Below are 23,343 nucleotides of genomic sequence, written 5' to 3'. Positions count from 1 at the left end.
GGCGGGCCGCGTCAGTTCGTCGACTCCGCCCAACCGTCGGCCACGAAGCGCGCAGCGTCGCTCGGCCGCTGGCCGTTGACCAGCACGCCGCCACGATCCAGGGCGAGCACCCCGTCCACGTACACGCCCCGCCCACGAGACGGCGTCGCGCGCAGGCCGGTGTAGGTCCACCGCACGTGCGTCGCACCCGCGGGGAGGGCAGCACCGGCCTTCAGCCACTTGCGACCTTCGAACCCGGAGAACGTGCCGTCGGTCGACCACCGCGCACCGCCCCCCGCCAGGTCGAGCGGCACCAGCTGCCACGTCGTCCCGCCGTCGACGGAGGCCTCGAGCCGCCCCACGTCGTACCCCTCCTCCGTGTCGTACCAGAGCCGGAACGACAGCCACGCCGCCTCCGACGCCGTACGGGACAGCGGCGCGGTGAGCGTGTGCGTCGTCGCGCTCGGCCGACCGGCGAACCACGCCGTACGTCCCACCGCCGGCCGTACGGGGAGGGCTCGGCCGAGGTTGCGGGCGACCGACTGCCGCGCGCCGTTGTTCGAGCCCCACGCGCGGTTGGGGTGGACGCGGTTGGTGAGCAGGACGGCGAGCGAGCCGGACAGCGGGTCCATGACGAGCGACGTGCCGGTGAAGCCGGTGTGGCCGAACGTCACGGGCGAGTCGACCGAGGCCATGTAGTACGGCTGGTTGAGCTCGAACCCGAGCCCCCGGCGGGACGTGATCGCGGGCGGGATGCCGACGTTCTGGTCGGTGATGGCCTCGCGGACGATGTCCTCGGAGAGGATGCGCTCCTTGCCGTACCGGCCGCCGTTGAGCAGCATCTGGCCGAAGATCGCGAGGTCGCCCGCGGTCGAGAACAGGCCGGCGTGGCCGGCGACGCCGCCCAGCGACCAGGCGTTCTCGTCGTGCACCTGGCCATGGACCATGCCACGACCGATCGACGACATGTCCTCGGTGGCCGCGATGCGGTGCCGCAGCGACGCGGGCGGGTTGAACATGGTGTCGGTCATGCCCAGCGGCTCGGTGACGCGCTCGGCCACGAGCTGGTCGAGGGTCTGGCCGGTGACGCGCTCGGCGAGCTTGCCGAGGGTGATCAGGCCGAGGTCGGAGTAGACGTACGCCGTGCCCGGAGGAGTCACGAGGGTCTGGGCGTAGACAGCGGCGATGCGCGCCTCCGGCGTCGGGTAGGACGAGTAGAGGTTGATCCAGCTCCGCAGACCCGAGGTGTGCGTCAGCAGGTGCTTGACCGTGACCTCGCCCTTGCCGTTCTGGGCGAACTCGGGGAGGTAGTCGGCCACCGGGGTGTCGAGGCCGACCACGCCCTGATCCACCAGCTGCAGCGTGACGACGACGGTGAACAGCTTCGTGACCGACGCGAGGTCGAAGAGCGTGTCCTCGGTCATCGGGATCTGCTGGTCCTCGGGCAGCTCGGTGCCGTCGGCGCGTGCGTATCGCACCGCGTCGCCCACCGCGCCGTGCTCGACGACGACGCCGTCCTTGGCGACGAGCGCGACCGCCCCGGCGTACATGGGGTAGGTCGGGTTCTCGGGCGTGGTCTGCAGGTACGAGGCGAGGTCGGGCATGATCCGCGCGATGTGCTCGGGGAGCAGGCCTGCGCGCTCCGGCGTCCCGGCGCGCAAGGTGCGATGTGGGGAGAAGCGGACGTCCTCACCGGTCACGGTCGGCGGTCCGGTCTGGTGTCCTGGTGGGTCGACCGCTCCTGCCGGCGCGGCGAACGCTCCGACCACGACCGCCGCGGCCACTGCCACGATCCCGCTCGTACGACGCATGGGTCCCCTCCGTCCTACGGTCGCCGGCCTCGCATCTGGTGATAGATGAGGTATTTCTTGCGCTTCTTCCGGAACTCGGCGAGATCGTCCTGCCAGCCGGCGACGATCTCGTCGACGTCCCCGCCGGCGTCGATGACGAGCCGGGCGCGGTCGGTGCCGGTGAGCTTGTCGAGCCAGAACGAGGTGACATCCTGGGTGCGCCAGCGGTAGTCGGGGAACTCCTGGCGCTGCGTGACGATCATCGCGAGGCCGGTGGTGATGGCGTCGAAGGCGTCTCGGTCCTCGACATACACCTGCACGCCGCCGCAGACCTTGTTGACCTGCTTGGAGATCGTCGGGGTGAAGTACGCCTCGCGGAAGCGCACGCCGGGGAGGTTGCGAGCGTTGAGCGCCTCCGCCCAGCGGTGGTCGATGTTCGGTGCGCCGATCAGCTCGAACGGGCGGGTCGTGCCGCGGCCCTCAGAGAGTGCGGTGGCTTCGAACAGCGCCGTACCGGGGTAGACGATCGCCGTGTCCACCGTCGGCATGTTGGGCGACGGCAGCACCCAAGGGAGCCCGGTCTCGTCGAACCACATGTCGCGGAACCAGTTCCTCATCGGCACGACCGTGAGATCGACCTGCTTGCCGATCGCGGCGGGCAGGAACTCCCCGTTGAACAGCTGCGCCAGCTCGCCGACCGTCATGCCGTGCTGCTGGCTGATCGGCTTCAGCCCGACGAAGGTGGAGTGCTCCGGGTGAAGGACGGGCCCCTCGGCCTGGACGCCGGTGATCGGGTTGGGGCGGTCGAGGACGACGAACCGCAGGTCGAGCTCGGCGGCCGCCTCCATCGCGAGGTACATCGTCCAGATGTAGGTGTAGAAGCGCGCGCCGACGTCCTGGATGTCGAAGACGACGGTGTCGATGCCGGCTGCCGCGAACTGGTCGGACATCCGGGCGGCGTCGTTGTAGGCGTTGTAGACGGGCAGTCCGGTCTTGGCGTCGATGAAGAACTCTTGGCCCTGGCCGGCCTGAGATACGCCACGGAACCCGTGCTCCGGGCCGAACACGGCGACGATGTCGACGTCGGGGCTGGCCGCAAGGACGTCGACCTCGTGGGTGAGGTCGCGGAGGATGCCGGTCGGGTTGGAGATCATCCCGACGCGCTGGCCGCGGAGCTCGCGGAAGCCGGCGGCAGCGAGGGTTTCGAAGCCGGTACGGACCTTGGGGCCGTTGGTGGTGTTGCCTGGGCTGGCTGCGGCTGTGGCGGCGGCCCTGCCGCCGAGGACCGGCACGCTGGCCACGCCGAGCATGCCTGCCAGTACATCCCTACGTCGCATGGTTTCTCTCCCGGTCGGTGGGTGGTGAGGAAACGTTTCGTATGACGAGGATCTAGGCGGAACGAACTTCGCAATTGGCGCGACGGTAGTAGGCAGGGCAGGAGCAGGTCAAGGGGTCGAGGGCGCAGCCGCCGACGACGCCGGGACGCTGAATCGGTCGACTCGACTTACAGAAAGCCCTCGAGACGGTCGAGACGGCGAGCCGCCGCGGGGTTCTGTTCCATCGCCTGCGCCGACGCGCGGGTCAGCGTGATCATCGCGCGCAGGCGCTTCTTGTCCTTCGGTTGGAGCGCGAAGGCGGCGGTGTCATGGGCAGCCATCATGGCGGCCAGTGCAGCGAAGTCGAGACAGTGACGCTCCCGAGCGGCTCCGTTCGTCTCGATCCGAGCGGCGGCCTTAGAATCATGGCGCTGAGCAGCATCGGTCGCCGGACCATGCCGACCCGGTGGGGAAGCCGCTCGCCGCCCTTCTCGTCGAGGACCGTTCGCCGGTGCCCTCGGGGATGAGGACGTCGAGGACGGCCACGTCACGAACCCACCGATGCTGGACCCGTCGGCGCTGGGCTCTGCGGAGAATCCCAGGTCGAGGAGGGTCGCGGTGACCGCGCGCAGCAGTCCCGGCTCTCGCGCATTGACGACAGTGTCGGCGTCGGTCGTCGGTCGTGCCGGCTCGTACCCACGCTCGGCGCAGTAGAGGTGGACCATCTGCCCACCGATGAGCGTCCACCCCTCACGGTGGGTCTCGTACAGGTCGAGCAGCGCGTGCCACCCCTGCTCCTGGGCAGCACCCATCGCAGGAAGAACGATCACGGGACGACCCCGTCCCTAGCCTTCGGCCCTGAGGCGCCTGCGACTCCTGGAGCGAGTGCGTCGATGGCTTGGTCCAGAAGCTCGCGGGCACGCTGCTCCTCACGCGGCCCGCCGTGCTCGGCGAGGTCCGCAGCGAGCAGCATGGCACCGACCCGAGGCGGGTGTACCGGCGCAACGTGGAGCACGACGTTCGGCCGCTCGTCGACCATCGGCTTCTCGAGCCAGTGGTCGACGACCACCCCGTCGACGTCATCCGCGCCGACGTACGCCTCGACGACACGCGGGTCCTCGATTGAGGAGTCAGCATGCGAGACCCCTGAGAGGACCAGCCTGCTGTCTGCGCGCAGAGCAGGCACACCAGTCGCGGCCGCCACGTATGCGACACGCGCCGCGCGGTTGCTCAACCACACGAGCAGTGCGCTGTGATCTCGCTCCTGGACCGCGTCCGCGAGCCGGCGCACCGCCCGACTGCGCGTCGACCTGCTGAGCCTCATCGCACCTGCGACGGAGACCGACTCCGCAAGCGCCAGCTCCGCCCGTCGCATGCGCGCGAGGAGGGACTCTCGCAGTGCCTCGTCACCATGCACCATCGCCTCCTCGGCACACGCCAGCGACCACCACACGGACTCCGGTGAGACCGGGCGGCCGAGCTGGGCGGGCCGTGGCCATGAGGCGTCGAGGTCCACGAGCCAGCGGCCTCCGACCTTCTCAGCGACGAGGGAGCCGTCGTCCACGCGCTGCCGGATGCGCGCTGGGGAGACTCCCAATCGCGCCGCAGCCTGCGGCACTGACAGCTTGGCCATATTCATAATGCTAGCGCTATCGTAAGCATTATGGAACGGCTGCGGCGTTTGGGCCTCGATACGCCGTCCGCTAGCGCCCCGGGCTACTCGACCATCGGTTGGGACGTTGCTGCAACCGCCACCCCGTGCCCCTGGGTCACGGACAGGATCTCCGCCATCGACGCCTCGACCGGCTGGTCCGCCGGCACCGCGCTCGCGAAGCCGGCGAAGAACCGCCCGGCGCCATCACCGGACGTGACCGCCACGAACCGCGCCGACTCCCCGACGACCCGAACGCCACAGTCATCCTGGACGGCCACCTTCGCGACGTGGTCGCCATCGATCATCGGAAAGTGCTGGCCCTCTCCCGGCGCGACGTAGACCGTGCTCATGGCTCCTCCTCCGGCTTGTACGCCCAGCGTCGGGTGGAGGAGGAGCGGCGACGCGAGTAGTCGGCCACTCGACCCCGAGGACGTCCGCCATCGCGGCGCGCTCGCGTTCACGCGCGGTCAGCGGGAGAGGACGCGCCGATGAAGGCGCTGCTGCCGGCCCGCGGGCTCGATGCGGTGTGGCGGAGCGGCCTCAGCCGTTCCCCAGCACCGCCCACGCGATGAGGCTGTCGATCCTCCGGACGTCGGCACCCTTGCTGAGCTTGATCTTGATGTGGCCCGCCCGGGTCCAAAGCTCGATCTCGGAGCTGAAGTCGAGTCGGCCCGCGTTCTCCGACGACCACATGTTGATCGCGCCGTAAGGCAGGGAGTAGATCTCCACCTTCTTGCCCGTGATTCCCTGTGCGTCACGCACGATCAGGCGCTTTGAGGTGAACACGGCGCTGTCGCGGAAGGTCTTGAACGCGGCGACCGGCTTCTCCCCAGGCGTCAGCAGCGGCGTCACGTCGTCCGGGATCGGGATCTCGTTCTGGAGGGTCCAGCTGGCGATGACAGATGCTTCCACGTGCGCGCTCCTGTTGCTCGGCATTCGGGGTCGGCCCTGAGCATTCCGCAACGAGGGGCCACCCGTCTGCGGAACCCGGATACGGCCAGTGGCCGATCGGCCGACCGTCAGAAGCCTCGCGTCCGAATTCGGTGTGAATGCCTCCGATGCCGACTCAGTCTCGATAATCGAACCTCACTCCTCGTGACATCCGATCCGTCTAGCCTTCGCGACATGACGCACTACCAACCTGGCGAGCACCCCACCCCAAGCGGCCGCGTTCCTGCATGGATGTGGGTCATGACGACCGTCTCCTGCTGCTTCCTTGGCTTCGTCCCCGCGATAGTGATCGCCGCGAAGGCCAATACGCGGAGGGCAGCGTTGTGGGCGACAGGGTTCACCGTCGCCTATCTCGTCGGACTCGCCTTGGTCGGGTCGCAGCCGGAAGGAGCCAACAATATTTGGTCCAACGTTGGCGGCGTCCTCTTCTTTGGGACAGGCGTTGGAGCGCTTTGCTATGTCGCAGTTGTCGGTCCGAAGCTCCGCTGGGCCCGAACGACGCGACCTTCCCCTGTCCGGACGGCAGCTCCGGTAGTCGACGGCGCGCCTCCCCACGATCCCAACGCCCGCGCAGTCGCCGGCGTGCTCGCGGCACGGCAGAAGCGGGCGGAAGCGCGGGCCATGGCAGCCAATGACCCGCAGATGGCTCGCGATTTGTGCATCGGTCGACCTGACCTTCCCCGGCACTACGACGATGGCGGGTTGATCGACCTGAACGGTGCACCGGCGGAGGTCATCGCCAGAGGGCTCGGACTGACGCAAGCGCAGGCCGAGCACATCGTCGAAGTCCGGCGGCAACTGGGCAAGTTCGAGCGCGTCGACGACCTCGTGACGCTGGCCGACTTGGAACCGTCCGTGTACGACGCGGCACAGGAGCGCATCATCCTTCTGTGACTGCGGTGGTCGGCCGCACAGCGCATCGACCGGCATACTCGACCAGCGGAGACGCGGCAACTATCGGGAAACCTCGCGTTAGCGTTAGTATTTCCTCAAGGTGGTGGTTCTTGTGGAGATCGTTGTCTCCGAGGCGGCCGAGCGTCTCGGTGTCGGCCCATCCCGCGTACGCCAACTGCTGAACGCTGGCGACCTGCAGGGACGTCGTGCCGGTCGTGACTGGCTCGTGTCAGCAGATGATGTTGCCCGCCTGCAGGGGCAACGTCGTCGGCCGGGCCGCCCGCTGGGCCCGCTGCGCGCGTGGGGCCTCCTCGATCTCCTTGAGGGTGGCGCGGCACCGTGGCTGTCGTACTCGGCGCGCAGTCAGGTCCGCTCGTCCATGTCGCGGCTGCGGGATGTCAGCGCTGATCACTGGCGGAGCATGCTGCGGGGTCGGAGCCGAGTCGTCCGGGTCGTCGCCCACCCGGCTGCCATACCCCGCCTGCTGGCACGCCCCGAGGTCCATGCGGCGGGGGCGGTCGAGGCCGTACGCCGCGGCTTCGACTTGGTTGCCCTCGAGAGTCAGCGTGACGAGGTGTACGTCCCCAGTGAGGAGTGGCCCGCGTTGAAGAAGTCGCTCACCCTCCGAGATGCCGGTCCTGGCGAGGAGGCCAGCCTCGTCGTCCGCATGCCCGAGCGGGTCTGGCCGTTCGACTCACCTGGCGGAGTCTCCGACGCCGCGCTGGCGGCCGACCTTCTCGAGGCGGCCGAGCCGCGAGCTGTCAGTGCGGGCGACCGACGTCTGAGCGAGCTCCTGAGAGAGTGGCAGAGCAAGTGAGTGCCGTCATCACGCTCCCGCCGATGCGCACGCTGCTTGGGCAATGGTGCCGGTGGGGTGAGGGCGAGGGGACAGGTCGCGTACGGAGCCTCACCGCTACGGCAGCACCGCCACCCCGTCGATGCGGACCGGCTTCCGCTTCGTCACCACCTTGAGCGTGATCGGCCCCGCGAACGCCCGCCTCGGGAGCACGACGACCTGCCGGTGACGCATCGCCGTCGAGCGGAGGCTCACCCGCGCGACGCGCCGCGACCCGACGAGCACGTCGAGGCTGCCGCAGCCCTTGCACCGCGTGACGACCAGAGCGATCGCCCCGCCACGAGTCGCGGCGCTCCTCAGCGTCGCGCCCTTGCGGGTGCTCGTGGAGATCGTGCGCTGCATGTACGCCGCACCCTTCGTCCGCTTCCATCCGGCCGACGCCTTGAGCGCACGGTCGTCGTACGGGGCACTCGTGCACACCGCGGGGCTCCACCCGGACACGTTGCCGGCCCAGTCACGCGACCGCGTCGAGAAGCACGCCGTCGTCCCCGCCGTCACGGCACGCGCGAGTGTCGTGGCGCGCGACGCCTGCCAGCCCTTCGGCACGGACCATCCGGACGTCGCTCCCGAGCGGGCGACCGTACGGACGCGGGTGTCGTACGACGCCACGCCCGACCCGACGTCCGTCCCCGCGAGCCGTACGACAGCCCGGCCGTCGAGCGTCACCGCAGCACCGCGCGCAGCCTTCGCCGACGGCGCCCGCTTGTCGACGCGCACGCCGCGTACGGGTCCGGCCGTGGCGCAGTTGCCGGCCTTGTCGCAGACGCGCCGCGTGCCGGTCGCCGCGTTCGCGCTCGCTGTCCCCCCGGCGACGGAGGTCCGCAGCGCGAACGTCGCGTCCGACGCGTTCGCGAGCCCGCTGCCGCTGTCGGTCGCGGTGCAGGTGATTGAGACGTCGGAACGCGACCAGGCCGCCGACGGTGTCGCGCACCGGACCACCGGCGCCGCGTCGTCGGGCACCACCCCCTCGCCGCGCAGCGGCACCGTCACGTCCCCGCTCGACGCCGGGACCACGAGCGTCGCCGTACGGGCACCGGCCGCCGTCGGCGTGAAACTCACCGCCACCTCCACGGACTCGCCGGCGGCGAGCGTACGGGGCAGCGTCCCGGCGTCGACCGCGAAGTCCGCCGCGGCGCCACCCTCGAGACGCGGCGCCTCGACCTCGACCGGGCCGGGCGTCCCGTTGGTCAGCGTCACCGTCTGCGCACCGGAGCTCGTCCCCACCCGGACTACACCGACGTCGACGCTGCCTGGATCCGCCGTGAGTCCCGCCGCACGCGCCCCGACACCCGGCCGTGCGATGAAATGACGGAGCTCGCCGCGATACTCGCCGACACCCAGGATCGACCCGTCGTCGGCGATATCCAGCGCGCCGTGGAGCTGGATCCAGTCCTGTCCAGGTGCAAGGAGCGACTCCAGCCGCCGCCCCTGGCCCTGCGTGTGCACGAAAGCACGCAGGTCCTGCGTGCGGCCGACGAAGTCACCGTCGGCATTCACCGACTCGGCACGACCCGGGCCCTCCTGGATGACGGTCCGCTGCCCGTTCATGACCCGTAGCGGGCGGCTCATCAGCTCACCGGCCACCGCGCCGCCGTCAGCGACGTCGAGTGCCAGCGAGACCTCACCAGGATCCATACCCATCGAGTCGATCACGCCGTTCTCCCAGCGGACCGCGTTCTCACGGCCGTACCGCGAGATCGAGTAGCCGACGATCAGCCCGTCGTCGTTGATCGCGGTCGCGACGCCGCCGGCGCTCGGGTGGGTCGGGTCGAGGTCCGCGAGGTGCGTGACCGTGCCGTCGACCCACGTCGCGGCCTTGTTGTAGGACCGGCCGACGACCGTACCCGCGTCGTTGATCCCCGAGGCGACGAAGTGGTCCGGCAGCCGCACCGACGTGCCGCCGCGCCACACGTACGACACGTTGCCGACCCAGTACACGACCTCGCCGTGCGCGTTGACGGCCTGCACGTTGAGGTCGTCCGATGCCATCGGAAGCGTCGTCGTACGGCCCGCGTGCTCGAGCGTGATCCGCCGCATCCCGGCGCTGTCGCGGTGCAGCATTGCGAGCGTCTCGCCGTCGCGGACCGCACCGACGACGTCCTTCCGCAGCGGCTCGAGCGTGTAGACGAGCTTCGCCCGTACGGCCGCCGACGCCAGGTCGTCCTCGAGCGGGTCGGCGTTGTCCGGGACGGAGTCGCGGTCGTCCTCGCCGGCCGCGACGACCTCCGCCTCGACGTCGAGGTCCACCTCGGAGCGCGTCGGGCGTACGGCCAGGTCGAGCGTCGCGGACGAGCGCTTCGCCAGCGACGGGATCGTCCAGGTGCCCGCGCTTTGGTCGTACAACCCGTGGCTGGCCGTCGCGGACACGGGCGCGAGGCCGTCGGGCAGCCGTACCGCGATCTCGAGGTCCGTCGCCGCGAGCGGGAACGAGTTCGACGCGGTCACGCGCACCGTCGCAGGCGACCCGACCGGCGGTTCCTCCGTCGGCGCCGCCACCGCCACCGACACGTCGCGATCGGTGATGTCGTCGACGCACGCGTCGCCGATGCCGTCGCCGTCCGCGTCCTTCTGTGCCGGATCGGCCTTGAGCACGCACACGTCGGTCGCGTTGGGGACGCCGTCGTCGTCGCTGTCCGAGAGCGACGACAGCGCCGCCGCGTCCTGGACGTCCTGCCCCGCCCGTTCGGCGCCGGCACGCGCGGCGACCTGCGCGGAGACACCCTCGGTCCGGTATCCGCCCGAGCTGCGCAGGTCGTACCGGATGTTCTCCCAGTCGTTGTGCCCCTCCAGCGCGATCGACCGGATCGTCTGGCACGCGGTGCCGCCGCGCCCGTCGGCGGCGATGCCGGCCCGGACACCGGTCTGCGCCGCGCCGCCGACCTGGTTCCAGTCGATGGCCCAGACCGGCGACCCGCTGCGCCAGACGCACTTGCCCTGCGCGGCGTCGTACCAGCTGAAGGCGGTGGCCGACCAGCGCCTCGTGATCTCTGCCTTCGTCGCGGCCGACTCGTTCGCGGCGATCCCGGCGGCCTCGTCGAGGCTGTTCTCGTGCAGCGTCGGGAGCTTCCACCGCGAGTAGTCGAGCGGGCGGGTGGGCGTCGAGGCGAGGAACTGGAACGTGTAATTCATGACGCTCAGATAGTTCGGCTTGTTCTGGACGTCGTCCGCGCCGCCGTGGTCGAGCCCCATCCCGTGGCCGAGCTCGTGCATGAACGTGCCGGCCTCGATCTCGCTCTTGCAGTGCTCGACGGTGACGCAGCGGCTGAGTGTGCCGCCGACCCTGGTGAGGAGGTCGTCGCTCCAGCTGCCGAGGCTGATGAGGACGTCCTGTCCGCCGAGGTCCGCGACACCGGAGGTCTTGGGAGCTTCGTCGAAGCGGTGGGTGAACAGCGCGTACCGGTAGATCAGCCGCTTCGCCCCGAGCACCGCGTGGCAGCGCGGGCTCGACCGGTCCGCCTTGGTCCCGAACGCACCGTCGCAGAGGTCGCCCGGCTTGCCGTCCTTGAGGTCCCAGTAGTCGTCATCGTCGCCCGACCCTCGCGCCATCACCTTGATGTCACCGCTGTGCTCGACCGCGTCGTCGACGCGACCGGCGGAACCGGGCGAGAGGTGGAGGGCGAGGCCCCCGTTCGGCGCGAACTCGTACGCCTTGATGACCCGCTCCATCGCCAGCGCCGCCGGGCGATCGCTGTGCAGCGCGCCGTCCATGTAGTCGACGTCCACGTAGACGTCGGGCTTGGTCGGGTCGGCCCCGTACGGCGCAGCGTTGAGCGGCAGGTCGGCGACGCGGTCGCCGTCGTAGTCGATGCCGTTCTTCTCCCAGCTGTCGCAGATCGCGTCGCCGTCGTCGTCCAGCGTGCCGTCGCCGTCGGTGTCGAGGCAGACCATCGAGATCTCGGAGGTGGAGCCGTCGGCGCCGGTCGCGGTCGCCGAGTAGGTGGCGTTCCTCGTCTGGTCGCCGGGCAGCTCGAGGACGAAGTGCGCGCCGGCTGCGGTCGGGTGGAGGGTCGCCGTGCCGACCCACTCCTTCGCCGCGCCGAACCCGCTGACCGGCCCGGGGCCCGCCGCCTTGTAGACGTCGACGACGGTGCCCTTCGGGTCGGGTGTCGTGAGGACGCCGGTGACGAACGTCTTCGTCTTGACCTTGTCGTACGACGCGGAGACGCCGACGGGGAAGTTGACCAGCCCGTTGGGGCCGGTGTCGGCGTCCTTGGCGTCGTTCGGGGTCGGGTCGCTCGGGCCGAGGTCGATCGGGATGCCGGTGTTCTTGTCGACCACGTTGCCGCGGATCGTGACGCCCGTGGTGGCCGCGCCGTCGACGCCGATTCCGGCTCCGGCGTTGGCGCTGACCGTGTTGCAGGCTCCGGTACAGCTGCCGGCGGGGATCGCGTCGGCGGGCTTGAAGCCGATCGTCACCTGCGTCGCGCCGCCGTCGACCTTGATGCCCTGGTTGCGGTTGGGGGCGTTGCCTCCGCCCGGGAGGACGCCGACGGTGTTGGCCGCGACGGAGACGCTCGACGCACCGCGTACGAGGATGCCGTTGGTGTTGGCGACCACCAGGTTGCCGTGGCCCGGGGTGCCGACGACGTGGCCGCTGCCCTTCTCGACCCAGATGCCGACGCCCTGGTTGCGGAGGGCGCCGGTCTTGGCGAGGTTCGCGCCGACGGTGTTGTCGGTGACGGTGCTTGCCGCGACGCCGTGCGCGACCACGATGCCGTCGCCGTCGTTGCCGGAGACGAGGTTGCTCCGGACGTCCCCGTACGCGCCGGAGGTCGGCGCCGACGGCTCGGCGGTGAGCTTGATGCCGCCGACCTTGTTCGGGACGGCCCACACGCCGGTGCCGTCGGTGCCGACCTTGTTGCTGAGGAGCTCGAGCGGCTCGCCCGCGTGGCCTCCGACGGCGAAGATGCCACCGCCGTCGTTGCCGGAGACGACGTTGTGGCGCACCGACGACCGCTTGTCGCGGGAGAGGAGGATGCCGACGCCCTTGTTGGCGATCCGGGTGGTGCCGCCGCCCTTGGCGAGGCCGATGGTGTTGGTGCTGATGTCGTTGCGGCCGCTGTCGGCCGTACGGATGCCGTCGCGCCCGTTGCCGGAGACGGTGTTGCCGGTGATCTTCGCGTACGCGGCGGGGGTGCTGAAGTCGGTCGGCCCCGACAGGCGGATCCCGTCGGAGATGTTGCCGAGGGCTGCCGTGCCGGCCGCGTTCGTCCCGACGAGGTTGTCGGTGATCTCGTGGGCGTCGGAGCCCGTGATGCCGTACGCCCACACACCGGTCTCGCCGTTCCCGGAGATGACGTTGGCGTGGAGGGTCGTCTTGGCGGCGCTGATGGTGACGACGCCTTGCATGCGGTTCGGCACCGCGGCGGTGCCGGCGGCGTCGGTGCCGATGCGGTTGCGGGAGACGACGGTGCCCTTCGCAGCTTGGGCGACCTCGACGCCGTGGCTGACGTTGCCCGAGAGGAGGTTGCCGTCGGCGTCGGTGGTGCCGCCGATGCGGGTGTCGAGGGCGCCGTCGAGGACGGTGATGCCGAGGAGATTCGCGACGGTGGCGGTCCCGGCGGCGTTGGTGCCGATGCGGTTGCCGGCGATCTCGTTGTCCTTCGCCGCCGCGCCGGTGACCGTGATGCCGGCCTTGGCGTTGCCGGAGATCACGTTGCGGCTGGCGGAGGTGCCGATGACGTTGTCGGGCGACTTCTCGATGACGATCCCGTACGAGTTGCCGCGCCCGGTCGTGCCGTCCGCGGCGATGCCGACGTAGTTGCCGGTGACGAGGTTGCCGCCTGGGCCGGAGATGAAGATGCCGACCTCGAAACGCGTGAGGACGAGGCCGGACACCGAGCTCGTGCCGCCCGCGAGGCGGAGCCCGTCGCCGCCCGCGCCGACGGTGTCGCCGGCGAGGTGCACGATCGGGGTGCTGCCGGCGCCGGGCTGGGTGAAGCCGTCGATGGTGACTGGCTCGGTGATCTGCGGGAGCTCGGACGTCGGCGAGATCGTGACCGGGCCGGAGCCGATGGCAAAGCGGATCGTGTCTGCGCCGCCAGTGGCATTGGCTTCCTGGATCGCGGCGCGCAGGGTGCAGACCGCGCCCGTCGCTGCGCTCGTACGGCACTGGCCGTCTCCGGGAGTCGCGTCCGTATGGTCGGCCGCTGAGGTGACGACGTACGGGCTCGCCGCGGCGGCCGGTGCGGTCGTTGCCGCGAGTGTTCCGGCGACGACAGCGGTCGTGGTGGCGAGCATGAGCGCAGCCGTGCGCGCAGCGCGAAGCATCCTGGTGTTCCCCCGTGTGTGCGATCCGCCGAGTGCGGATTGTTCCGCCCGGGCCGTTCCGAGAGGCCGGGCGTTGGACGACCGTACGAGGGCTGGGGTTCAGCGGGGTGTGAGTTTGTGGAGGCGACACCGAGAAAGTTCATAACGACCGGGCCGGATCATGCACGAGCACTCCCTCTCCAACGACACGCCAGCCCCATCGAGAAGCGTCCGTCCGACCTCCGCGCAATCGCAATCATCGATGCCGGGCGAGGACTCGTCGGAGTGTTTCGAACTCGAGCGAATCATGCCACGAATCCTTCACTTATGCACGGAATACCCGGGCATGTGCGCGTTCAGTGGCCAGCGCCACACCAGCGCCGATTTCGCAACCGGCGTCAGACTGAACGCATACTCCCGCGAATAAGTTCAGCGAGCCGCGCCAGCAAATCCTCACAATCGGGGCGAACTACGGGTTCACCCGCGGACAGTTTGTCGCGGACCGCTTGCTGAAGCGCGGTCTTGCTGGCGACGACTAGAGCTTTAGCATCAGGAACGCCGGCAGTGGTAAGAATGTCCTCCAACCTATCGCTCCACGCTTTAGCGTGTCCTCGATCCAGGATGCCTCGTTGACGCTGGCTGAATGAGAATCCAACGATCTTCTCAACAGCTTGCAGGTACGCGTCAAGCGTGAAGATATCCTCCAACTCGGACGCACGAGTGGATGCGCGGCGAATCTGGACGATCCGCGTCTGATCGATGTAGCCGTCGGCAATGAGCTTCTGGACGTCTCGTTCTCCGGCCGGATCACTATCCAGAACCACAATCGGCTCAACCAGGATGGAACGTGCCGCAAGCACGCGCGCATGTACCTTGCTTCCGCTACCTGCGGACTCAAACATCAGGCGACCGTCCGCGATCCAGTTTGCGATACGCGGCTCCCATTTAGAAAGCAAGAGGGGAAGCAGTGACGTGTCGTGGTTCCCCTCGCAAACAACTACAACATCTGCCGCAGTCAACGCGTCAGAAAGTCGAACACCTAGCGCCTCCCGAAGGGCTGAGAGCGAGGTCGCGGGCTTGGCCGTCCGGTCGCTCACGATCACGTTTCGTGCGAGGTCGGAGCGATTGATAAGCGCCTGACTGTGGGTCGTAACGATCACCTGCTGGCTCCCGGCGATGCCGCGGAGCACGTCTCGCAACTCGTGGATGGCTCCTGGATGAAGGTGGGACTCTGGCTCTTCCACCGCCACGATGAGTTGCTTGTCGGGATGGCTCGTCGAGTTGGTCCATTCCAGGGTCAGAGCGAGCGCTACGAGACTTTGGATACCATCACCCTTGGCCGAGATCGAGGTATTCACGCCGTCGTCAATGTGGATGTCTTCCAGTCCACCCGAACGTTCAAGGCCTCGGACCTGCAGCGAGATGCTTTCGGTACCAGGAACGAACCGCCGGAGCGTCCCGAACAGGAGTTGCTGCACATCGTCGACTGCGGCCTGGTCCAACTGCCGCACCTGCTCCAGCGCTTCGCGGTACTCGGGCGTACGAGCAAGGGCCCTTCTTCGGGATTGCAGAATCTCCTCTGCGATACTCAGGGCAATCGCGCCCGGACGGACCGCAGGTACGTGCAATAGGGCAACTCGATCAGAGATGAACCCAGCAATCTCCCGAGCTCGTTCTCCGTGCTGTCCTTTGCCTTGTTTTGGGACCGCGAGCGACACGCTTTCCTCATTGAGGGTAACGCGAATGGGCAACCGCTGATTGGTTGCAATCATCGTCAACGCCTTAAAGTCAACCTGTTCTTGCTCGTCGAGTTCGAACTCCAGGTTGACCACTGTGCTCCTCTGTGCGCCTCGGCGGTCTCTCGCGAACAACGGATAGTCACGATCCCAGTCGTAACCAACCGCATCGCCGAAGCGAGCAGCCTGCCGCCCCGAGAACCTGAATCGCTGGCGCGAAAAGAAACGCGTTGGCAGTTGTCCCTGAGCACGTCCAGCTGGCTGCGCCGTTGCCCACGCTTCAACGACCTCCATCGCAAGCACTGCGGCTCTCAGCAGATTGGACTTACCCTGGTTGTTTGGCCCGACGAGGACGGTGAAGTCACCGACGTTGAACTGTGCTTGCTGGTCGATGCTTCGGTACTTCTGCACCGAGACCTTGGTGAGCCTCAAATTGCTCAACTCCTGCGAAGACGGGTGCGCCCCGGCGTGGGTGTACTCCGGGATGGCGCGGACGTTACCGTTTTGAAGGCCAAACGGGGGGGCGATCGCTCGAATCGGCGCAGAGTTGGGCTGAAGGCCGTGATCCGCTCACCCCGCCAGCGGTTCGCATGGCATCTCACCACTGTGATACCGCACCGGCGACTTGACTGACCCCCGTTCGCGACAGCGGAGTCGCGCCCTTTTGGCGCACTGTCCTAATTTGCCTGGAGTTGCCGACGACTTGGCCGACGCTGTGCCGGCAAAGTGAACTAGTCGGAGATACCTCGCAACGGAGGCGGTACCCAGACCGGCCAGGTGAGTTGCCATCACCAAATTGGTCATGTTTCAGATACCCACTTTGCGGGCTCTTCAATCTTCCGCGTGGCGGGTCCTGACCAAGGGCGCTCGTGGCCCTGCGGCAGAGGTGGGTGTTCTTCAGGAGTCCGTCCAGATGAGGAACACGTCGACCGCTGCTACGAGCACGACAAGGCCAGTGAAACTGATCCTCGTCGACATGAGAAGGCCCGGCACACCCGACAGCGGCGAATGTTGCCACGCGGGCAAGTAGCAGTGCGGTAAGGGCCGTTCCGCAACCGCGCGCACGACAAACCTAAGACGAGGCATTACCCAGTCACTGATCGACGCTTCCTTACCTGCATCCCATGATCGACGACAACTCCGGTTTCGCCGACGTCGAGGCCCGCGATGACGAGACCAAGGAGACCGCCACCGAGGTCCCGCGCAACGCGGGTGCCTAGTTCGCTGAAGATCATTGGGTTCGACTTGAGAGGGTTCCAAGGACAGGGCTTCAGGCAACCTAATGTCCCACCGCAGACACCAACGCTGCAGAAGCCTCGCTGTCCAGAGGACCGGGCGTCACGTCGGGCTTGCAGCTCAGATGACCCGGAATCGATCTGTGCGTTCCGATAATGTTGACGGCCATGGCCAAACAAGTGACCCCGGCGATCTTGCCGCCCCTTCGTGAGGCGCTGACGCTCGCGTTCTGGTACAAACCCGATCTGCGGAGATTTCTGGACTCCTGTCTGCCGGATCATCGTGGGCTAGTCGCGCAGCTGGACTGGAGCGACTACAAGCGCAACATCGTCGGCCAGCTCATCGACACCCTCTACGTGGATCAGCACAAGTACTTCGATGCGCTCCTGACACTCATCCTCAGCACCGCGGACATCATCGACCCTGCACACCTAAAACGCCTGGACGACGGCGACCGCAAGTACGCCGATGCGGTTGCCGCGCTCGACTCGCTACGTTCCCAGGTCGAGCCCTACAAACACATGAGGTCCGAAGAGGAAGCAGCCGCCTTACGAAGGCAACAGGACCGCGAGCGAGCCCAGGCACGGCAAGCCGTGACGCTCAAGCTGGAGGAGTCGCGAGACCTGTTCATCACACTGCACCATCAGGAGGCCCAACAGCGTGGCTACTCCCTCGAGAAGTTCTTGAACAACCTCTTCGGCCTCTACGACATCGACGCGAAGGGGCCATTCCGCGTCGTGGGTGAGCAGATCGATGGTGCTTTCACTTTCGAAGGCACCGAGTTCCTCCTCGAGGCCAAGTGGCGGGCCGAGAAGACCGGGGCATCAGACTTGGACGCCTTCGCCGCAAAGATCAGCCGCAAGCTCGACAACACGCTCGGCCTCTTCCTCTCCATGAACGGGTATCACGACACTGCCGTCAGCCTGCACTCCCAGAACCGTCCCGTCATGATTCTGATGGACGGTGCCGATCTCAGCACCGTCGTCGAAGACCGGATCCCCTTGCCAGACCTACTGCACCGGAAGCGTCAGCACGCCGCGCGAACCGGGGAAATTCTGCTCGGCGCCCATCAAATGCTATGAGCGAGGGACGTCGGGGCCGAGGCGACCGGATGCACGTGCGTCCCTGCCCTCGACGGCGATTCGAGCCGAATCGCTCCGTGACATTGGTCGTCCCACAGACCACACTGAGTGCTGCAACTCCCACCAGCAGGGAGCTACCACGCCCTCTGCCCGGCAGGCACGCACGTGGAATCCGGTCGCCGACGCCCCTCACCAAGGACCAAGCCCCGCACCACAATCGCGATCGTCGTCGACACGAGTGCTCCTATGACCACCCGTTGAGGGCCGACGGTCACGTCCGACGTCCGTCCCGCTCAGCGCAACCGCTCCTTCTAGTTCGGTCGATCTCAGGTGATGAGTCGCTCAGCGAGTCCGGACGATCGCCGGGCTGTTGTCTCCACGGCGCCGCGGACGGCATCGCGGCTGCCGACGATCGTCAAGTGTCCTGCCGCGCGAGTGAGTGCGGTGTAGAGCATCTCGCGGGTGAGCAGCCGGGAGCGGGGTGGCGGGACGATGACGACGACGGTCTCGGCCTGGCTGCCTTGGGCCTTGTGCACGGTCATCGCGTGCATGGTCTCGATGTCCGACAGACGCCACGGCGACAGAGACAGCGGGCCGGACGGGGTCTGGACGACGGCGAGCGGGCCGTCGTCGCTGCGGATGAAGACGCCGGTGTCTCCGTTGCGGACGCCGAGCCCGTAGTCGTTGCGGGTCACCAGGATCGGGCGGCCGACGTACATCGCCTGCAGCGCCACCTCGGGAGCGCGCTCGGCGAGTGCACGTTCGACGAGCTGGTTCCAGTGTCGGGTGCCGAACGGGCCCGTACGGTGTGCACACAGCAGGCGGAGCTTGTCGAGGTGGGCGAGTGCCGCGTCCGCGTCGCCGCGAAGCGCGAGCTCGCGGAGCCGTACGGCGTGGTCGGTGACCTGCGGGAGGAGGTCGAGCGTCGGCTGATCGGTTTCGACAAGCTCAACCCCCTGACTGGCCGCGTGGGTCTCGACAGGCTCGACCGGCGGGGTGGTCTCGACAGGCTCGACCGGCGGGGTGGTCTCGACAGGCTCGACAGGCTGGGTGGTCTCGACAGGCTCGACAGGCTGGGTGGTCTCGACAGGCTCGACCGGCGGGCGGGCCGCGTGGGTCTCGACAAGCTCGACCGACGGACTGGGCGCGGCGGTGTTCATCGCGGCGAGCACGGCGTCGGGGTCTCCGGCTCGGAACGCGGCTGCGAGGTCGGCGCGCTCGCCTTGCACGCGGTGGTCCTTCGTCAGGCGGACGACGCTCCCGTCAGGCTCCAAGCCTCGTACGAGGTCTGCGAGCACCGAGCCGGCTTCGACTGAGGCGAGCTGATCAGGGTCGCCCACGAGCAGGAGCCGGGTCGCAGGCGCCAACGCGTCGATCAGCCGCGCCATCATGCCCAGCGAGACCATCGAGGCCTCGTCGACGATCACAAGATCATGCGGCAAGGGATTGCGGGCGTCGTGCCGGAACCGCAGGTTGCTCCCCGGCAGGCTCCCCAACAGTCGATGCAGCGTCACCGCCGGGCTGATCGACGTGTCGCCGCCGTCTCCGGCCTCGATCATCTCGTTCATCCGCGCCGCGGCCTTGCCGGTGGGCGCGGCCAACCCGATGCGGAGGCTCCCGCCGCCGCCCGCGCTGAGCGCCCGGAGCACGCTCGCGATCGTGTGCGTCTTCCCCATCCCCGGCCCGCCGGTCAGGACCGTCGTCGCGCGCTCGGCCACGCTGCGTACGGCCGCCTGCTGCGCCTCGTCCAGCTCCGGCGTCGTCGCGAGTACGACCTCCTCGACCGCCGCGAAGTCCACGGGCGACACCGCCACCTCACGCCGAGCCCGGAGCGCGTCGGCGATGAGTCGCTCGTCCGCGTGATAGCGGTCGAGGTACACCAGCCCGAGATCGACGCGCAGGACACCGGCGGCGACCAAGGCGCTCGACCGTACGGTCTCCAGCCACATCCCCGGCTCCGGCAGCTCCACCGTGTCACCCACCGTCGGCGGCTCGCTGTCGAGGTCCTCGTCGTCCACGTCCGCGGTCAGCCCATCCACGGACTCGAGCGACAACGCCGTCGATCCGTCACGCACCGCGCGTACGGCGAACGCCAGCGCGAGCGCGGCATCGCTGCCGACCTCCTCGCTGAGCTGGCGACAGACACGGGTGGCGACGACGCAGTCGCTGCCGTCGAGGAAGCCCGCCTCGTTCAGCGTCCGCAGCCGCCCCTCGGCGATGACGCTGACGGCGGGATCACCGGTCGTCGCGGTCATCGCGCCTCCTCGCGCGTACGACCGTCGAGCACGGCCGACAGGTCCTCGAGCATCGCCACCGGCGGACGCCACGAGAACACCCCGCACGGATGCCCGTCCACGAGCGGGGTGTCGGGGCCGGCCATGCCGCGCAGGTACAGGTACATCACGCCGCCCAGGTGCTTCTCGGGGTCGTACGCCGGGAGCCGCCAACGCAAATAGCGGTGGAGCACGACCGAGTACAGGATCGCCTGCAGCGGGTACGTCGAGTGCGTCATCGCCTCCGCCAGCCGCGCCGGCATGTAGTGGGAAAGGCTCGCGTCGGCGAGGGTCGGCTCGCTGTCTCGCGGTCCGAGCCAGTTGGTCTTGTAGTCGACGACGTAGAACTTGCCGTCGTGCCGGAAGGTCAGGTCGATCGAGCCGGTCAGATAGCCCAGCAACGCCTGTCCGCCGAGCTCCTCTCCGTCGAGGGCGTCGGCGTACGCGCGCAGCGGATCGCCGGCCGGCAGGTGCTCGCGCAGGATCGGCGCCATCGCCCCCAAGCGCGCGTTCGCGTGCGGGTGGTCGCCGCCGGCCAGGGGCAGCTCGAAGTCCATCTCCGCGAACCGGTCCGTACGAGGCAGATCGACCAACGTCACGCCTCCCGCCAGCGGCCCCATCGGCGTCGTGCAGACGGCTTCGAGCGCCGTGGCCAGCGCGTCCGGGTCCACCTCGACCGGCCACCACGCGAGGTGTTCGCGGATCCGCTCGACAAGCTCACCACGCAGGTCGTCGGCCTGGAAGTCCGCGTCCTCCAGCACCGCGTGCACCAACGAGCCGAACGTGGTGCCCACGGGCATCTGCGCCATGGGCGAGGGGACATCAGCGCCGACACCGGCGACGTTCGCAGCGACGGTGACGGTGAGCGGTTCCTCGTCGTCGCGCCCTACGGCATCGGGCTCGGGTTCGGAGGTGGCGGCGCCCGCGTCGTGCGAGGCCGCGGTCAGCGACGAGTACGACGTCCGCCGCCACACCTGGTCGACCAATGAGCGGTCGAACCTTCGTACGGTCAGGGGTGCCGTCGCCTGCTCGGCCACCACCTCGGGGGCGCTGCGGTCGCCGTCGACCTCCGTGAGGCTGAACGCGCCGTGCGCGGCCCACGTCTGAAGGAGGTGCTCGGAGACCGCCGCGTCCTCCAGCGGCACCCGTTCCGCGGGGACGACCTCGCCCCCGCCACCCTCGACGCGCGCCGCGAGCAGCGACGCGAGCTCGTCAGCAGAACCGGCCTGCCCGAACAGGAGCCGGTGCAGGGCCGAGTTGGCGGTGTTCCAGGTGGGAGCCCACCAGACGACGACCTGCGACTGGGCCCGCGTCATCGCGACGTACGCCAGCCGCATGTTCTCCCCGAGCGCCTCCGACCGGTGCTCCGGCTGATTCACCTCGTCGGCGTCGAAGGAGAGCACCCGGCGCCCGTCGCGGTGGATGATCGCGGGCGTCGGGTCGTCCTTCATCCAGTGGTCGAAGAGGAACGGCGCATAGACGATCGGATACTGCAGGCCCTTGCTGCTGTGGATCGTCGACAAGGTGACGGCCAGGGCGTCGGAGTCAAGCCGCATGATCCGCGACGCCGCGGTGGTCGCCGTACCGTCGGCACTCTGCTGCCTCAGCCAGGCGACCAAGCTCGGCAGCGCGCGGGTGCCCTCGAGGACGTGCTCCTGCAGGAGCTGGGCGCAGTGCTCGATGTCGGTCAGGTCGCGCTCGCCCCCCACCTGCGACAGCAGGCGCGCGTCGAGACCCTGGCTGCGCGCGACGTCCAGGACAGCGGCGATCGCGCCGCGCTGGAACGCCGCGACCAGCGACCGTACCTGCGCAGAGATCGCCTCCGTCGCCTGCTCGCCGCGGGCGTCGAGCTCCTCCGCCGTCCAGCCGAGGAACGGCGTGAGCGCCGCCAGGCGGAGGCGTTCGGGGCGGTGCGGCTGCTCGAGCGCCATCATCAGGTGGAGCCACCACTCGGCGGCGGTCGTACGAAGGACCGACTCGCTGGAGACGAGGACGGACGGAATCCCGTGGGTACGCAGCGCCGCCCGGATGCCGTGCAGATCACGGTTGGCGTACGCGAGTACGGCGATGTGCTGCGGCCGTACGGGAGAGCCGTCGAACGTGGCGTCGGAGGTGAGCAGGCGCGCGATGTCGGCCGCAGCGTCGGCGTACACGTTCTCTCGTACCGAGCCGATCGCGAGCTTCTTGTCGCCCAGCACCGCCCGCAGCCGTACGGGGCTGTTGTCGGGCGCACCCTGCAGGCGGTGCGCCGTCCGCTGAGCGGTGATCGGGTGGGCGACGATGCCCGGCGAGAGCTGGACGTTCGCCATCAACAGCTGCAGCGCGTCCACCAGCGGCGCGTCGCTGCGGTAGTTCGTCGGCAGCGACGTCCGGGTCGCCGCCGTCTTGGCGGCGAGCAGGTACGTGGCGACGTCGCCGCCGCGGAACGCATAGATCGCCTGTTTGGGGTCGCCGATCAGCACGAGGGTCTTGTCGTCCCCCGCTGGTTGAGCCTGTCGAAACCCGAACGCGCGCGAGAACACCTGCCACTGCACCGGATCGGTGTCCTGGAACTCGTCGACCAGCACCACCGACCAGCGCTCGCGCATCCGCCGCCGCGCCGGGCTGTCGTCGGCCTCCAACGCGTCGGCGAGCTCGGTGAGGAGGTCGTCATACCCGAGCAGCGCGGCCCGGCGCTTGCGTCGCGTGACCTCGGCGCGGACCTTCTCGATGAACGCCAGCCGTGCCCCGACCGGGCCGGTCGCGTTCGCGGGCGACAGCACCGCGCTCGGGTTGTCGAGCGCGATCTGCGCGTCGGCCTTCGCCTGCGCGTAGTCGAGGGTCGACCCCGCGACGTGCTCGGCCAGGTAGAGGTCGTCGACGACGTCGGTCCGCAGGGCGGTCAGGTCGTCGGCCAGCGTGGCGTACGAGTCGGAGTCGCCGGCGACGCCCAGACCCTTGAGCACGTAGTGGCAGAACTGGTGGATGGTCGCGATGGTGGCCGTGTCGAAGTCGGCCACGGCGGTGGCGAGCCGGTCGATGCGCGCGGCAAGCTCGTCGGCGGGGCAGTCGCGCAGGTGGTCGACCAAGACGTCGTTTGTGGCGTCGCCGCGTTGCAGGGCGGTGAGCGTCTCCGCCATGCGCGCACGGACGCGTTCGCGCAACTCCTGGCTCGCGGCGCGGCTGAAGGTGACGATCAGCAGCTCGGACAGCGGCCGCCCCTGCTCCGCCACGTACCGGACCACGAGCGCCGACAGCGTCCACGTCTTGCCCGTACCGGCGCTCGCCTCGATGAGCGTCGTCCCCGACGGGAGCGGCGCGGTGATATCGAAACTGGTCATCCCAGGG

Annotated in this window: 13 protein-coding genes; 3 read left to right on the top strand and 10 right to left on the bottom strand. The window is 68.8% G+C overall.

Translation table 11 applies throughout. The features are described 5' to 3' along the window. Nucleotides 1-11 precede the first annotated feature (11 nt). The 6 genes from HCT63_RS02010 to HCT63_RS01985 form a co-directional block, all read right to left on the bottom strand. Nucleotides 12-1,790, bottom strand: a complete 1,779-nt coding sequence (locus HCT63_RS02010; protein ID WP_167001026.1) for a serine hydrolase domain-containing protein — start codon at nt 1,788-1,790, stop codon at nt 12-14. Between the two features lie 14 nt (nt 1,791-1,804). Continuing rightward, complete coding sequence (locus HCT63_RS02005; protein WP_167001024.1) at nt 1,805-3,106, bottom strand: DUF1343 domain-containing protein; 1,302 nt, start codon at nt 3,104-3,106, stop codon at nt 1,805-1,807. Between the two features lie 167 nt (nt 3,107-3,273). Continuing rightward, entirely contained in the window at nt 3,274-3,915 is a 642-nt protein-coding gene (locus tag HCT63_RS02000) for a hypothetical protein (RefSeq protein WP_167001022.1), read from the bottom strand. Beyond that, nucleotides 3,912-4,718, bottom strand: a complete 807-nt coding sequence (locus tag HCT63_RS01995) for a helix-turn-helix domain-containing protein (protein WP_167001020.1) — start codon at nt 4,716-4,718, stop codon at nt 3,912-3,914. Before HCT63_RS01995 ends, HCT63_RS02000 begins: the two co-directional genes overlap by 4 nt. Nucleotides 4,719-4,801: 83 nt before the next feature. Further along, nucleotides 4,802-5,089: a hypothetical protein gene (locus tag HCT63_RS01990; RefSeq protein ID WP_167001018.1), complete on the bottom strand. Its 288-nt coding sequence runs from the start codon at nt 5,087-5,089 to the stop codon at nt 4,802-4,804. A gap of 190 nt (nt 5,090-5,279) precedes the next feature. Further along, complete coding sequence (locus HCT63_RS01985) at nt 5,280-5,651, bottom strand: PH domain-containing protein (RefSeq protein WP_167001016.1); 372 nt, start codon at nt 5,649-5,651, stop codon at nt 5,280-5,282. A gap of 279 nt (nt 5,652-5,930) precedes the next feature. On the opposite strand from HCT63_RS01985, the gene HCT63_RS01980 reads away from it, so the two are divergent. Together HCT63_RS01980 and HCT63_RS01975 are read left to right on the top strand one after the other, a co-directional pair. Beyond that, complete coding sequence (locus HCT63_RS01980; protein ID WP_167001014.1) at nt 5,931-6,584, top strand: helix-hairpin-helix domain-containing protein; 654 nt, start codon at nt 5,931-5,933, stop codon at nt 6,582-6,584. A gap of 100 nt (nt 6,585-6,684) precedes the next feature. Next, nucleotides 6,685-7,401 carry a helix-turn-helix domain-containing protein gene (locus tag HCT63_RS01975; protein WP_208322221.1) on the top strand — a complete coding sequence of 239 codons (717 nt, stop codon included), beginning with the start codon at nt 6,685-6,687 and terminating at the stop codon, nt 7,399-7,401. A gap of 96 nt (nt 7,402-7,497) precedes the next feature. Here HCT63_RS01975 and HCT63_RS01970 read toward each other — a convergent pair whose 3' ends face one another. Continuing rightward, on the bottom strand, nt 7,498-13,680 hold the full coding sequence (locus HCT63_RS01970) for a right-handed parallel beta-helix repeat-containing protein (protein WP_167001012.1): 6,183 nt from the start codon (nt 13,678-13,680) through the stop codon (nt 7,498-7,500). Between the two features lie 407 nt (nt 13,681-14,087). Further along, complete coding sequence (locus HCT63_RS01965; RefSeq protein WP_167001010.1) at nt 14,088-15,857, bottom strand: AAA family ATPase; 1,770 nt, start codon at nt 15,855-15,857, stop codon at nt 14,088-14,090. A gap of 971 nt (nt 15,858-16,828) precedes the next feature. Between HCT63_RS01965 and HCT63_RS01960 the strand changes: the two genes are divergently transcribed. Further along, complete coding sequence (locus tag HCT63_RS01960) at nt 16,829-17,743, top strand: hypothetical protein (protein ID WP_167001008.1); 915 nt, start codon at nt 16,829-16,831, stop codon at nt 17,741-17,743. Nucleotides 17,744-18,069: 326 nt separating this feature from the next. Here the strand turns inward: HCT63_RS01960 and HCT63_RS01955 are convergent, their stop codons facing one another. Next, nucleotides 18,070-19,998, bottom strand: a complete 1,929-nt coding sequence (locus HCT63_RS01955) for an AAA family ATPase (protein ID WP_167001007.1) — start codon at nt 19,996-19,998, stop codon at nt 18,070-18,072. Beyond that, complete coding sequence (locus HCT63_RS01950) at nt 19,995-23,336, bottom strand: UvrD-helicase domain-containing protein (RefSeq protein WP_167001005.1); 3,342 nt, start codon at nt 23,334-23,336, stop codon at nt 19,995-19,997. The genes HCT63_RS01955 and HCT63_RS01950 overlap by 4 nt, the downstream gene beginning before the upstream one ends. Between the last annotated feature and the right edge of the window lie 7 nt (nt 23,337-23,343).

The organism is Mumia sp. ZJ430, from assembly GCF_011751845.1.
GTDB lineage: Bacteria > Actinomycetota > Actinomycetes > Propionibacteriales > Nocardioidaceae > Mumia.
This window is presented reverse-complemented; position numbering and strand designations above follow the sequence as displayed.

Bases quoted from the DNA above. Each gene is read 5' to 3' on its own strand.
- HCT63_RS02010 (WP_167001026.1), bottom strand. From the start codon at position 1,790: ATGCGTCGTACGAGCGGGATCGTGGCAGTGGCCGCGGCGGTCGTGGTC.
- HCT63_RS02005 (WP_167001024.1), bottom strand. From the start codon at position 3,106: ATGCGACGTAGGGATGTACTGGCAGGCATGCTCGGCGTGGCCAGCGTG.
- HCT63_RS01995 (WP_167001020.1), bottom strand. From the start codon at position 4,718: ATGGCCAAGCTGTCAGTGCCGCAGGCTGCGGCGCGATTGGGAGTCTCC.
- HCT63_RS01990 (WP_167001018.1), bottom strand. From the start codon at position 5,089: ATGAGCACGGTCTACGTCGCGCCGGGAGAGGGCCAGCACTTTCCGATG.
- HCT63_RS01980 (WP_167001014.1), top strand. From the start codon at position 5,931: ATGACGACCGTCTCCTGCTGCTTCCTTGGCTTCGTCCCCGCGATAGTG.
- HCT63_RS01970 (WP_167001012.1), bottom strand. From the start codon at position 13,680: ATGCTCGCCACCACGACCGCTGTCGTCGCCGGAACACTCGCGGCAACG.
- HCT63_RS01960 (WP_167001008.1), top strand. From the start codon at position 16,829: ATGGCCAAACAAGTGACCCCGGCGATCTTGCCGCCCCTTCGTGAGGCG.
- HCT63_RS01955 (WP_167001007.1), bottom strand. From the start codon at position 19,998: ATGACCGCGACGACCGGTGATCCCGCCGTCAGCGTCATCGCCGAGGGG.
- HCT63_RS01950 (WP_167001005.1), bottom strand. From the start codon at position 23,336: ATGACCAGTTTCGATATCACCGCGCCGCTCCCGTCGGGGACGACGCTC.